This window comes from Maritimibacter sp., from assembly GCF_016774595.1.
GTDB classification, from domain to species: domain Bacteria; phylum Pseudomonadota; class Alphaproteobacteria; order Rhodobacterales; family Rhodobacteraceae; genus Maritimibacter; species Maritimibacter alkaliphilus.
Genome location: NZ_JACBWT010000002.1, coordinates 539,130 through 551,479, shown reverse-complemented (window position 1 = coordinate 551,479; position 12,350 = coordinate 539,130). Strand labels below are relative to the sequence as shown.

Genomic DNA, 12,350 nt, shown 5'->3' with positions numbered 1-12,350 from the left:
CCCCCTTTCCGACAGCCCGCGTCACCGAGGCCGTTTCAGGGGTTCAACGTCCTTCCAGCGCTGGAAGGTTCCGACCGGGCCTCAGCCCTTGGCGCGCACGTTTTGCAGCAGCGGCATGAGGTTCGACATATCAGGGCCGTGGGTCATGCCGGTGACCGCCTTGCGCAGCGGCATGAACAGGCCCTTGCCCTTGCGCCCGGTCGCCTCTTTCACCGCATCTGTCCACGTCTTCCATGTCGTTTCGTCATAGGGCGGCGCGGGGAGGAGCGGCATGGCGGTCGCGATCATCTCACGGTCCTCGTCGTCGATCAGCGGCTCGGCCCCGTCGCGGCAGAGGGTCCACCAGCCTTCGAGATCCTTGAGGGTCGTGATGTTCTCACGCGCCACCTCCCAGAACCGGGGGGCGAGGTCGTCGGGCACGCCGAGGGCGCGGATGTCGTCCGCCACCACATCGAACGGCTTGGCGGCGTTGATATGCGCGGTGAGCGGCATCAGGTCACGCTCGTCGAACTTGGTGGGCGCCGCGCCGAAGCTCGACAGGTCGAAGCCCTCGACCACCTCGTCGATGCTCGACCGCAATTCGACGGGCTGCGACGAGCCGAGACGCGCCATGAGCGAGATCAGCGCCATCGGCTCGATCCCGGCGGCGCGCAGATCGCGCAAGGAAAGGGTGCCCAAGCGTTTCGACAGCGCCTCGCCCTGCGGGCCGGTCAGGAGCGAATGGTGGGCGAAGGAAGGGACGTTACCGGCCAGCGCCTGAATGATCTGGATCTGCGTCGCGGTGTTGGTCACGTGGTCCGAACCGCGCACGACATGGGTGATGCCGAAGTCGATGTCGTCGCAGACGCTTGCCATCGTGTAAAGAAACTGACCATCCGCCCGGATCAGCACCGGGTCGGACACCGACGCCGCGTCGATCGAGATGTCGCCAAGGATACCATCGGTCCATTCGATGCGCTCGTGATCCAGCTTGAAGCGCCACACGCCATCGCCGCGCTCGGCGCGCAGGGCGGCTTTCTCGTCATCCGACAGCGCCAGCGCGGAACGGTCGTAGACCGGGGGCTTGCCCATGTTCAGTTGTTTCTTGCGCTTGAGGTCCAGTTCGGTCGGCGTCTCGAACGCCTCATAGAAGCGACCCTTTTCGCGCAACTCGTCGGCGGCGGCGTTGTAGCGGTCGAGCCGGTCCGACTGACGCTCGACCCGGTCCCATGTCAGACCCAGCCATTCCAGATCCTCCATGATCGCATCCGCGTATTCCTGTTTGGACCGCTCAGGGTCGGTGTCGTCGAGACGCAGGATGAACGTGCCGCCGGCCTTGCGCGCGATCAGGTAGTTGAAAAGCGCGGTGCGAAGGTTTCCGACGTGGATATAGCCCGTGGGAGAGGGCGCGAAACGGGTCGTTGTCATGGGTGTCTCCTTGGCCCTGCCCTTTTTCACAAGCGGCGGGGTTTGTCCATGCACTCGCGCTGGACGCGGGCGGCGCCCTGCCCCATGTAGGTGCCATGACGGACGGATTGCCCCCTACGCTGGAAGAGATCGAGACCATCGCCCACGACACGGTCGAGGCGTTGCCGGAGGCGTTTCGCGGCCCTGCGCGCGGCGTTGCGATCCGGGTCGAGGATTTTCCTTCGGACGACATGCTCGCCTCGCTCGACATCGACAGCCCGTTCGAGTTGACGGGACTTTACGAAGGCATTCCCCTGACCGAGAAATCGGTCTTCGATCAGCCCGGCGGGCCGGACGTGATCTGGTTGTTCCGCCGCCCCATTCTGGATGAATGGGTGGACAGGGGCGATGTGGAAATCGGGGCGCTGGTGGCGCATGTCATGGTGCATGAGCTGGCGCATCATTTCGGATGGTCGGACGACGACATCGCCTCAATCGACCGCTGGTGGGAATAATCAGCTCGGCTCGACCGGGTATTTCTTCGCCAGATCGTCCAGCCCGGTTCGGATGATCTCACGCAGCACCCCTTCGTCCACGTCGGCGAGCTTGTTCAGGTAAAGGCAGGATTTGCCCAGCTTGTGCTTGCCGAGACGGTCGAGCAGAGCGCCGTAATCCTGATACCCCGGCATGATGTAGAGGACGAGGTTCGCCTTGCGCGGGCTGAAGCCCGTGGCGCACATATCGCCTTCGCGCCCGCTGTCGTATTTGTAGTGATACGACCCGTAGCCGACGATGGACGGCCCCCACATCTGCGGGCTCCACCCCGTCACGTCGCGGAAGATGGTGTCGAGGACCAAGGCGTCTTCGCGCCTGCGCTGCGGTTCGGCTTGATAGAGGAAATCCATCACCGCTTCGGACGTCGGCTTCGTCTTGTTCTCGGTCATCGTCCCCTCACTTTGCCGTGAACGCCCGCGGATCGCGCGTTATCCTCCCATGGGTCACCCGACCCTCGTCTGACGGGAGACGACTATGCTACGAAAATCAACCCCCACGCTGACACGGCGCGGGATGCTGCTGGGCGCGGCGGGCCTGTCGCTCGCTTCCGGCCCGGCACTGGCGAAGGCCGATCTGATGATGCCGGGCATGACCGGCTTCAAGCGGTTCAAGATCGGCAATTTCGATGTCGTGACCCTCATGGCCGGGCACGAAAAGAACGATGCACCGCACGACACCTTCGGGCGCAATATCTCGGACGAGGCCTTCGCCGCCGCTTCGGATGCCGCGCGGATTCCGGCACACTGGGCGCAGACGTTCTTTACCCCGACGCTGGTGAACACGGGCGAGGCGCTGGTCCTGTTCGACACGGGGCCGAAACCAGCGGGCACCGTCCGCGCGTTGGAGACGGCGGGATATTTCGTCGAGGATATCGACGTCGTCGTCCTGACCCACATGCATATCGACCATATCGGCGGGCTGCATGGCCCGAATTCGGTGACCTTCCCGAACGCGCGCTATGTCTGTGGGAGCATGGAGTTCGATGCCTGGGACGATACCGGGTCCGACGTGTTCGACCGCACGATCCTGCCCCTGAAGCCCGAGATCGAATTCGTCGCCGAGGGCGATACGGTCGTGCCCGGCATCACCGCGATCGAAGCCTTCGGCCACACCCTCGGCCACATGATGTTCATGGTGGGAAGCACGGGCGAGCACCTTTTGCTCGCCGCCGATTTCGCGTGCCACCATGTCTGGTCGCTGGCCTACCCGGACTGGGAGATGAGGTTGGACGAAGACAAGGAACAGGCGGCCAAGACCCGCAGGGCGGTGCTGGAAATGTTGGCATCGGACAAGATACCCTTCATCGGATATCACATGCCTTGGCCTTCGGTCGGCTATGTCGACCGCCTCAAGGACGGCCGCTTCCATTACGTTCCCGAAAGCTACCAGCTTCTCGGGTGACGGTCAGGCGCGGTGTGCGCCGTCGGCCAGCCCTTTCACGAAGTCGAGCACTTCGGCCACGGGCTTGCCCTTGCCGATCAGGTCCACGATCGCCGAGCCGACGACCGAGCCATCCGCCACCTTGGCGATGGCTTCCGAGCGTTCCGGCGTCTTGATCCCGAAGCCCACGATGATCGGCAGATTGGTCTGCGCCTTGATGCGCGCGACCTCTGGCCCGACGTCCGCCGCCTCGGCTTCGGCCGACCCGGTGATCCCGGTGATCGACACGTAGTAGACGAAACCCGAGGTGTTGGTCAGCACCTTGGGCAGGCGCTTGTCGTCGGTCGTCGGCGTGGCGAGGCGGATGAAGTTCAGCCCGGCCTTCTGCGCCGGAATGCAAAGCTCGTCATCCTCTTCCGGCGGCAGGTCCACGACGATCAGCCCGTCGACCCCGGCGGCCTTTGCGTCTTCCAGAAACCGTGCGACGCCGCGATTGTAGATCGGGTTGTAATAGCCCATCAGCACGATGGGTGTGGTGTCGTCGCCCTTGCGGAACTCGGCGGCCATGTCGAGCGTCTTTTGCAGCGTCATGCCGCCTTCGAGCGCGCGCTGACCGGCAAGCTGGATCGTCGGACCATCGGCCATCGGGTCGGTGAACGGCACGCCCAGCTCGATGATGTCGACACCCGCGCGCGGCAAGCCCTTCATCACCTCCATCGACGTCGCCGCGTCCGGGTCGCCCGCCATGAGGTAGGCGACGAAGGCTTTCTTGCCCTCGGCGCGAAGTGCGGCGAATTTGTCGTCGATGCGAGTCATGGTCGGTCCCTTTTTCCGTCCCGCCGTGATTGCTGCAACGGCGGCGGAAAATCAACCTCAACCGCGCCCGATATAGGGCATCTTGGTCGCCATGATGGTCATGAATTGCACGTTCGCCTCACCCGGCAGCGTCGCCATGTTCATCACGGCATCCGCGACAAGGCCCACGTCCATCGACGGCGGCGGCGCTTCTCCCGCCGCTTTCGCCTTTTCGATGATCCCGTCGAGCAACTCGGTCCGCGCGTTCCCGATGTCGATCTGCCCGCAGGCGATATCGAAGGGCCGCCCGTCGAGGCTGATGGTCTTGGTCAGCCCCGTGATCGCGTGCTTGGTCGTCGTGTAGGTGGCAGAGCCTTCGCGCGGGCTGTGGGCCGAGATCGACCCGTTGTTGATGATCCGCCCGCCTTGCGGCGACTGGCGGCGCATCTGCGCGAAAGCCGCGCGCGCGCAATAGAACATCCCGTCGAGGTTCACCGACCGCGCCCGATGCCAGTCGTCTAGCGAGATTTCGTCGATGGGGGCGGCAGGCGTGAAGATGCCCGCGTTGTTGAACAGAACGTCGAGACGCCCCGCTTTGTCGGCGAATTGCGCGAACGCCGTTTCGACCGCCGCCGCGTCGCCCACGTCACAGGGGAGGACCACGGCATTTTCATGCACCGCCGCGATCTCTTCGAGCTTGTCGGCCCGCCGCGCCATCAGGCCGACGGTCCAGTCCGCGCCCAGAAACCGCTCGGCACAGGCGCGCCCGATGCCGCCCGAGGCGCCCGTAATTAGAATGCTACCCATCGCTCTCAGCCTCCAATGTCAGCCGCGCCACTGGTTCGGGCAGGTCCGCGATGCCCAGCGCCCCGACCGGACGCGCCAGCGCATAGCGGTTGCACCAAAAGAGCCGCTCCTCCGCCCGCGTGATCGCCACATAGGCAAGGCGTTTCCACAGCGGAATCCCCGCCTCGGTCCGCCCCATATAGGCCGCCGCCGACAGGTCCGGCCCGAACACCTGCACGTCGCGCCACTGCGAGCCCTGCGCCTTGTGGATCGTCACCGCCGCGCCATGCAGGAACGCCGCCCCCATGCTGGCCGCGTAGGGAATGAACGGTTCCTCTTCTTCGAGCTGCTCGATCTTCACGATGGAGGCGACCGAGATATTCGGGTCTTCCGCCCCCACCACATGCACACGGCTGAACCCCGGTTTCTTGCCTTCGCCCCGGAACACAACCTGAGCGCCTTTGATAAGCCCGCGTGCTTCGAGGTCGATGCGTTTCTTGCGGTGCTTCAGCGGCAGTTCGATCCCATCGCAGATCAGCGGCTCGCCGGGCATCAGCCGATCCCCCGGCGCACCGTGGGCGGCGCGGAAGGCATGGATCAGCCGTATGCGCGTCTTGTTGCGCCACACCAGCACCGGCGACCGCGCCATCATGTCGGCGTCCACGCGCGGCGCGATGATGACGCGCTCGTCCCTTTGGGCCGCGTCCTGCACCAACCGTTCGAACTGGTGGAAATCGACCTCCGGATCGCCCAGCGCATGGGCCAGATCGAGGATCGGGTTGTCGCCATCCTGACGGTGCACACGGCTCAAAGCCATCACGGCGGGCTTGGGCATCCGGTCGAACACCATCTCGCCCGACTGACCGACCGGCGCCAACTGTGCGGGATCGCCGAACAGAACCAGCGTCGGGAAAATCTCTTTCAGATCCTCGAACTGCTTTTCGTCCAGCATCGAGGATTCGTCGATGAACCCGATGTCGAGCGGATCTTCGCGCCGTTTCCACCCGGTGATGAAATCCGACCCGCGCAGCCCCGCCGCCGCCAGCGCGCCGGGGATGGATTTCTGGGTCTGGTAAAACGCGAACGCCCGGTCGAGTGCGGCATCCGTCAGCCCCTCGATCTCGGGCCGCTCGGCCTGCCCCGCCAGCCATTCCGCGATGCGTTCGTATTCGGGGTCGTAAACCGGGGTGTAGAGGATGCGGTGAATCGTCGTCGCGGGCACGCCGCGGCGGCGCAGTACGCTCGCCGCCTTGTTCGTGGGTGCGAGGATCGCAAGCGTGCGCTTGTCCTTGCGCTTGCGCCCCTCCCAGTCGCCCGAAACGACCTCGACCCCGGCCTCCTCCAGCGCCTCGTAAAGCTGGGCGAGCAACAGAGTCTTGCCCGATCCCGCCTTGCCGATCACCGCCATGACGCGGGATTTCCCCTCGGACAGCGGCGTCAGGTGCCCCTCGTCGATATCGACGCCCGCAGACCGCAGAAGCTCTGCGACACGGTCGTGAGCTTCGGCCTGATCGTCGGACAGTTGGAGCGCGGGAAGAGCCATGCGCCGACCCTATCCCGCGTGTCCCCCCGGCGCCAGCCGGTTCAGACCGCCTGCGCGAGCGCGGGTGTCGTGCCGCCGAGCGACAGGGCGTAGCGTAACCAGCCGACCGAAGTGGCCCGGTCCACCCCGACCCGGGCGAGGGTCGGCGCGAAAGCGGTCTCGTCCATCGACCAAAGCCCCACACCGATGGCGTCGCGCCCTTCGCCGGAGCGTCCCAGAACCTCGGGCACGAGACCCATCAGGCGGTAAATCCGTTCCATCCGGGTATCGAAGACGCCCACGTAATGCTGAAGTTTCAGATGCGCCATAAGCTCACCCGCGCCCAGTGCCAAAGCGGGCGCAGCACGCCTGTCGGCATCGGGCGACAGGCAGAATCGCGTGCACTCCCAGATGAAAGGCGAGGTGATCGGGTGACCGTCGTTCAGGTGCGAGAAATGCTCGTTCACCATCGTCCGCCCCGTGGTGGGCAGGAAGCGCATCGATCCGCCATGCAACCCGTCCGGCCGTTCCCAGATCACATAGAGCGGGTTCAGTGCGTCGTATTGATCCCGCTCCTCGCCCGCCGCATCGACCGCGACCTCCCACCCGAGGCGTCGCGCGAATTGTTCGGCGCGGTCGGTGAACATCGACTGCGCGAGGCGCGGAAAGCGTTGAAGGTCGGCGGCGTAAAGGTAGCGCAGCATCTGAAATCTCCCGAATGTCCGTCTCTGCTGCGGTCCAATCTGGTCAAGTTCGGTAAACGACCTCTCACCCAAGCGTGCGCCGGTGGTTGCCGATCCGTTACCCCAGCGCGCGCCGCTTCCCTTTCGGGCGTCGTTGCCTCACTCTGCGCCCAGCTCAGGAAAGGAACGGTCATGCCCTATCACGTCCCCTCGTCGCTCACCCTCGCCCAGGCCGATGCCATCGCGGACGGCGCCTTCGCCTATGCCGCGCAAAACGCGCTGGCCCCTTTGGCGCTCGTTGTCTTCGATGCCGGCGGAAACGTCGTGCTGTCCAAGCGGCAGGACGGGGCTGGTGGCACGCGCCTCGCCGTGGCGCACGCCAAGGGCGCGGGCGCGGCGGGGATGGGCGTGCCGTCCGCCGACCTCTTCGCGATGTTCAAGGACAATCCGGGCTTCGCCGCCGCGATCTCGGTCGCCGCCAAGGGTGATTTCGCCGCGCAACCCGGCGGGGCGCTCATCGTCGAGGGCGACAGGGTCGTCGGCGCGGTCGGCATTTCGGGCGACACGGGCGACAAGGACAACGCCGCCGCCATCGCCGGCATCGAAGCCGCCGGGCTCACCGCCGCCAAGTCCTGACCCCTTCTCTGTTTCACAAATACTTCGGGAGGTCCGGAGGGCTGGCCCTCCGGACGCGCCACCGGCGCGTCACCACCGCGACGCCCTGGCGTCAACCGGGGCGGCGCAATTGCTGCGCGGGCACCAGCCCGCACAATGGGCGAACTCAGACGATTATGATGCCCGTCGACAAGGCGCGCGCGACCGCGTGGGTCGTGTTGAGCGCGCCGAGTTTGTGGCGGGCGCTCTCGATGTAGACCCGGAGCGTGTGCTCGGAAATACCCAGTTCCGCCGCGGCCTGCGCCCGGGACAATCCGCGCGCAAGACAGCGGATCGCGGCCAGTTCGCGGGGGCTGAGGCTGGGCGAGGCGATCCCTTCCGCGCCTTCGAATTCCAGCGCGCGCCGGTTGAATTCATGCGCCAACACGATCAGGTCGCGCCCGTTGATGTCGATGAACGCGGCCCAGTCGTCATCCTCGGCCTGATGGTTGAGCGTGAACAGCGCGAACTGCCCCTGCGGGCCGTGAAGCGGAATGGAATAGCCCTGATTGCCAAGCCCGTGTTTCAGCGCATCATCCAGCATCGCGCGCGCGGCCTTGGTCGTCCAGTCGAGGTCTTTCCAGTTGGCCGGGGTGAACCGCTGGAAACACCCGAAGATCACCGGGTCCATGCGCAGATAGTCCATCTCGAGATAGCGATCGACCCAGACCGACGAATATGTCCCGGCCCCGAACCGTTCGCCGTCCGAGTTCACCCAGTGATAGACGCAGTGAAGAACGCCGTAGATGTCGCAGACCTGTTCGGTCGCGGCTTGGAACGCCTCAAGCGAGTCGGCGTCCTTCAAAAAGGAAAGTAACGCTTCCAGTCTGGCCTTCATGCTCCCCCACAGCCGCTGCTGCATCGGCCCGCGCGAGGGAGTTCAGTTCGGCCAATACGATCAGGCTCGCATCGTCCAGCGCCTCGGCCGAGGCACCCATCCCCTTTGCATCGGCGAACGCTTTCAGGTCCGCCAATACATCAATGAGCCATTCGTGTTGCATGTAAAGGCTCCCGTTTGAGTTGAGTGCCATTCAACCTTAAAATGATGAACATTCCATTGAAATTCGCGTCTTTACCCTCCCCATTTCCGGCGAGGGACGGCCAAGTAAGTCATTGAAAATGGGTCGATGATGCATCTTTGGGTGACTGATTCGGCAGGTCGGGACGCTTCGCCCATGGTCCGGCAGCCGGGGTCCGGCAGGCCGTCGGACCGCCGTTTCCCGCCACGGCGCATGAAAAAGCGCGCGACCCGGAGGCCGCGCGCGAAGTATGCCATTGGGCAGGGATTATTTCGCGTCGAGCACGTCTTCGAGCGTGCGCAGGCCGGTCTTGGGCGACTGCACCAGAACCGCCATGTTGCCCGGCTTGTGCTCGTTGCGGCGCATCTTCATGTGGGCCGCCGGGATCTCGTCCCACGGAAAGACCTCGGACATGCAGGGGTCGATCCGACGCTCGACCATGAGCGCGTTGGCCGCGGCCGCCTGTTTGAGGTGGGCGAAGTGCGAGCCCTGGATGCGCTTCTGGTGCATCCAGACATAGCGCGCGTCCATCGTGAGGTTATAGCCGGTGGTGCCGGCGCAGATCACGACCATGCCGCCCTTCTTCACGACGAAGGTCGAGACCGGGAACGTGGCTTCGCCGGGGTGTTCGAACACCATGTCGACGTTCACACCCTTGCCGGTGATGTCCCAAATCGCCTTGCCAAACTTGCGGACCTCGCCGAACCATTCCTTGTATTCCGGCGTGTTCACCGTGGGAAGCTGGCCCCAGCAGTTGAAGTCCTTGCGGTTGATGACGCCCTTGGCGCCCAAACCCATGACGAAGTCGCGCTTGTCCTCTTCCGAGATGACGCCGATCGCATTGGCGCCCGCGGTGTTGATAAGCTGGATCGCGAACGACCCCAGACCGCCAGAGGCGCCCCAGACCAGCACGTTCTGGCCGGGCTTCAGTTCATGCGGGTGGTGGCCGAAGAGCATCCGGTAGGCGGTGGCGAGCGTCAGCGTGTAGCAGGCGCTTTCCTCCCAAGTCAGATGCTTGGGACGCGGCATGAGCTGCTGGGCCTGCACGTTGGTGAACTGCGCGAAGGAGCCGTCCGGGGTCTCATAGCCCCAGATGCGCTGGCTGTCCGAGAACATCGGGTCGCCGCCGTTGCACTCCTCGTCGTCGCCGTCGTCCTGGTTGCAGTGGATCACGACCTCGTCGCCCACCTTCCAGCGCGTGACCTTGTCGCCCACCGCCCAGACGATCCCGGACGCGTCGGAGCCCGCGATGTGGAAGTCCGCGCCATGCACGTCGAAGGGCGAGATCGGCACGCCGAGACCGGCCCAGACGCCGTTGTAGTTCACGCCTGCGGCCATGACGAGGACGAGAACCTCGTGACTGTCCAGAACCGGGGTATCCACCACTTCGACCTGAAACGACTTGTCGGGCTCACCGTGACGCTCGCGACGGATCGCCCAAGCGTACATTTTCTTGGGCACGTAGCCCATCGGCGGGATTTCCCCGATTTCGTAGAGGTCTTTTTCCGGCGCTTCATAAGCGGCGATGGCCGGGGCGTCGTCGAGTGCCATGGGGGCCTCCTTGCTCAAACAACAGATTGCCGCGACGCAGAATCGCGGTTGCTGATGCAGCATTACGGGTGGCTAGGTAACAATGCAACCCTACTTAAGCACATTTTGTAATTTTATGTCGCGTCGAATTCGTCTGCCTGCGCAAGGCCGGGGCTCAGATGCGCGATGGAATGCGCGTAGTATTCGACGACGGCCCGCTCGTCCGGGTTGACCGTCAGCCTGCCGCCCTCTTCGACCAGCACCCGGCGGACCAGCAGCAGTTCGACCCCCTGCTCCACCGGGTCGATGTCGAGCGCGCGGGGCATGTGGATCTGCGCCCCCCGTTCCCGCATGTCGCGCACCATGCGGTTGAACCGTTCCGCCACCTCGGCGCGGGTCAGCCCGTCTTCCTGCGTAAAGACCGCCGCCACGACCGGGACCGGCAGCACCGGCACCACGGCGCGGATGCGCGCCATGATCCGCCGTGCAAGCTGCATTGTCGTGCGCTCGCCCAGCATCGGGTGGTCGTGAAGGAATTCCGACAGCGACAGCGGCTCGCCCACACTGACGCTTGCGTAACCGAACCGGCGGAACCGGCCTGTGAAGCGCAGGAACAGGTGGGCGACCACGTGGCGGACGACATCGAAGGCGCGCAGACGGAACTTGCGCACCCCGGTCTGCCCGGCGGCGAGCAGCACCCGATCCTCCATCACCCGGTCATAGTTGATCGCGACGGGGACGAAGACGACATCCCGGCTTTGCCCCGGCTCGAACCCTTCGAGGATGTAGGAGATAAGACCTAGCTTCGGCTCCCCCACGGCGCCGGTCAGGCTCAGGCCGCCCTCGGGAAACATGCCCTGCGTCGTGCCGCTTTCCGTCGACATGCGGATGTATTGGGCGAGCACCTTACGATACAGCGCATTGCGGCTTTTGCGCCGGATGAAATACGCCCCCATCGCCCGGATCAGCGGGCCCAGCGGCCAGACCCGCGCCCATTCCCCGACGGCATAGGACAGGTGGCTGCGTTTGCCGGCCAGCCACGTGACGAGCACGTAATCCATGTTCGACCGATGGTTCATCACGAAGACCGCCGTGGCATCCTGCGGGATGCTTTCAATCACCTCGGCGTCCAGTTGGTCGATCCGCACCCGGTAGAAGGCCCGCGAAATGAACCGCGACAGGCGGATCGCGAAGCCGAAATACAGGAAAGCCGAGAACCGTGGCACGATCTCGCGCGCATAACGGCGGGCGAGTTCGAAGCCGACCTGCTCCGGCACGCCTTCGTCGCGGGCGTGTTGCTGGATCGCCTTGGACACTTCGGGGTCGTAGATCAGCCGCTGGATCATGTCGTAGCGCCGCGCGATCTTGAACGGTTCGATGGGGCGCGTGAGCCGCTGGTTCAGCCGCGCGACCGCGCGTTCCATCCGGCGACGAAAGAACCAGCGCACCGACGGAAACAGGAAATGGGACGCAAAGGTCACGGCCGCGAAGGCGAGAATGAGGATCAGGGCCCAAAGGGGCAGTTCCACCGTGCGGTTCATGTTTCCGTTTTGCCGTCAGGACCGGCCCGGAACAACCAAAATCGCGCCATCGGGTGAGTGGGCCATCATCCAACCCCCTCCTTTAGGGGGTGACGCAAAGTCAAATCAGGGCTTATCCTGAGTTAGTCGGGACACACACATGGAAGGGGGCCATATCCATGAACGCAATCAGAACCATCCTCACGGGCGCCGTCGCCGCCGCGACCGTCGCCGCCGCAACCCTGCCGGCGGCCGCGCTGGACCGCCGCGTGACCATCGTCAACAACACCGGCTACACGATGGTGCGCTTCTACGCGTCGCACCGCGATGCCCGGAGTTGGGAAGAAAACATCTTCGGCGGCAAGGTGCTGTATTCCGGCTACAACGTCGTCGTCAACATCGACGACGGCTCGGGCTACTGCATCTTCGACTTCAAGGCGGTGTTCGACGACGGTGACGAGGTCGAGAGCTTCGGCAACAACGTGTGCGAGTTGTCGACCTTCACGTTCAACCCGTAAGG

Annotated in this window: 14 protein-coding genes; 4 read left to right on the top strand and 10 right to left on the bottom strand. The window is 64.6% G+C overall.

Annotated features, from left to right (window positions below):
• Positions 1-81 precede the first annotated feature (81 nt).
• Complete coding sequence (gene gltX, locus HOY44_RS13945; RefSeq protein WP_287435414.1) at positions 82-1,407, bottom strand: glutamate--tRNA ligase; 1,326 nt, start codon at positions 1,405-1,407, stop codon at positions 82-84.
• 95 nt (positions 1,408-1,502) lie between these two features.
• Between gltX and HOY44_RS13940 the strand changes: the two genes are divergently transcribed.
• Positions 1,503-1,901: a metallopeptidase family protein gene (locus HOY44_RS13940; protein WP_287435412.1), complete on the top strand. Its 399-nt coding sequence runs from the start codon at positions 1,503-1,505 to the stop codon at positions 1,899-1,901.
• On the opposite strand, the gene HOY44_RS13935 is transcribed toward HOY44_RS13940, so the two are convergent.
• Positions 1,902-2,330 carry a DUF1801 domain-containing protein gene (locus tag HOY44_RS13935; RefSeq protein WP_287435410.1) on the bottom strand — a complete coding sequence of 143 codons (429 nt, stop codon included), beginning with the start codon at positions 2,328-2,330 and terminating at the stop codon, positions 1,902-1,904.
• Positions 2,331-2,415: 85 nt separating this feature from the next.
• Here HOY44_RS13935 and HOY44_RS13930 point away from each other — a divergent pair, with 85 nt between their 5' ends.
• The gene (locus tag HOY44_RS13930) at positions 2,416-3,342 is read left to right on the top strand and encodes an MBL fold metallo-hydrolase (protein WP_287435408.1); all 927 of its coding nucleotides are present in this window, start codon (positions 2,416-2,418) and stop codon (positions 3,340-3,342) included.
• Positions 3,343-3,345: 3 nt separating this feature from the next.
• On the opposite strand, the gene trpA is transcribed toward HOY44_RS13930, so the two are convergent.
• From trpA to HOY44_RS13910, 4 genes are read right to left on the bottom strand one after another with little or no spacing between them, the layout of a single operon-like run.
• On the bottom strand, positions 3,346-4,137 hold the full coding sequence (gene trpA / locus HOY44_RS13925) for a tryptophan synthase subunit alpha (protein ID WP_287435406.1): 792 nt from the start codon (positions 4,135-4,137) through the stop codon (positions 3,346-3,348).
• Positions 4,138-4,194: 57 nt separating this feature from the next.
• A complete protein-coding gene (locus HOY44_RS13920; protein WP_287435404.1) occupies positions 4,195-4,923 on the bottom strand; it encodes an SDR family oxidoreductase in 729 nt (242 codons plus the stop codon).
• Positions 4,916-6,445, bottom strand: coding sequence for an ATP-dependent DNA helicase (locus HOY44_RS13915; RefSeq protein ID WP_287435402.1), 1,530 nt, complete (start codon positions 6,443-6,445; stop codon positions 4,916-4,918). Before HOY44_RS13915 ends, HOY44_RS13920 begins: the two co-directional genes overlap by 8 nt.
• A gap of 41 nt (positions 6,446-6,486) precedes the next feature.
• A complete protein-coding gene (locus HOY44_RS13910) occupies positions 6,487-7,128 on the bottom strand; it encodes an acyl-homoserine-lactone synthase (RefSeq protein WP_287435400.1) in 642 nt (213 codons plus the stop codon).
• Positions 7,129-7,299: 171 nt separating this feature from the next.
• On the opposite strand from HOY44_RS13910, the gene HOY44_RS13905 reads away from it, so the two are divergent.
• Positions 7,300-7,743, top strand: a complete 444-nt coding sequence (locus HOY44_RS13905; RefSeq protein WP_287435398.1) for a GlcG/HbpS family heme-binding protein — start codon at positions 7,300-7,302, stop codon at positions 7,741-7,743.
• A 145-nt stretch (positions 7,744-7,888) separates the two neighbouring features.
• On the opposite strand, the gene HOY44_RS13900 is transcribed toward HOY44_RS13905, so the two are convergent.
• The 4 genes from HOY44_RS13900 to HOY44_RS13885 form a co-directional block, all read right to left on the bottom strand.
• Positions 7,889-8,566: a helix-turn-helix transcriptional regulator gene (locus tag HOY44_RS13900; RefSeq protein ID WP_008330707.1), complete on the bottom strand. Its 678-nt coding sequence runs from the start codon at positions 8,564-8,566 to the stop codon at positions 7,889-7,891.
• A complete protein-coding gene (locus HOY44_RS13895; RefSeq protein WP_148912466.1) occupies positions 8,544-8,762 on the bottom strand; it encodes a hypothetical protein in 219 nt (72 codons plus the stop codon). Before HOY44_RS13895 ends, HOY44_RS13900 begins: the two co-directional genes overlap by 23 nt.
• A gap of 285 nt (positions 8,763-9,047) precedes the next feature.
• Positions 9,048-10,331, bottom strand: a complete 1,284-nt coding sequence (gene ccrA / locus HOY44_RS13890) for a crotonyl-CoA carboxylase/reductase (RefSeq protein ID WP_008330711.1) — start codon at positions 10,329-10,331, stop codon at positions 9,048-9,050.
• A gap of 113 nt (positions 10,332-10,444) precedes the next feature.
• On the bottom strand, positions 10,445-11,851 hold the full coding sequence (locus tag HOY44_RS13885) for a 1-acyl-sn-glycerol-3-phosphate acyltransferase (RefSeq protein WP_287435395.1): 1,407 nt from the start codon (positions 11,849-11,851) through the stop codon (positions 10,445-10,447).
• Positions 11,852-12,009: 158 nt separating this feature from the next.
• Here HOY44_RS13885 and HOY44_RS13880 point away from each other — a divergent pair, with 158 nt between their 5' ends.
• Positions 12,010-12,348 carry a hypothetical protein gene (locus tag HOY44_RS13880; RefSeq protein ID WP_287435393.1) on the top strand — a complete coding sequence of 113 codons (339 nt, stop codon included), beginning with the start codon at positions 12,010-12,012 and terminating at the stop codon, positions 12,346-12,348.
• Positions 12,349-12,350 lie beyond the last annotated feature (2 nt).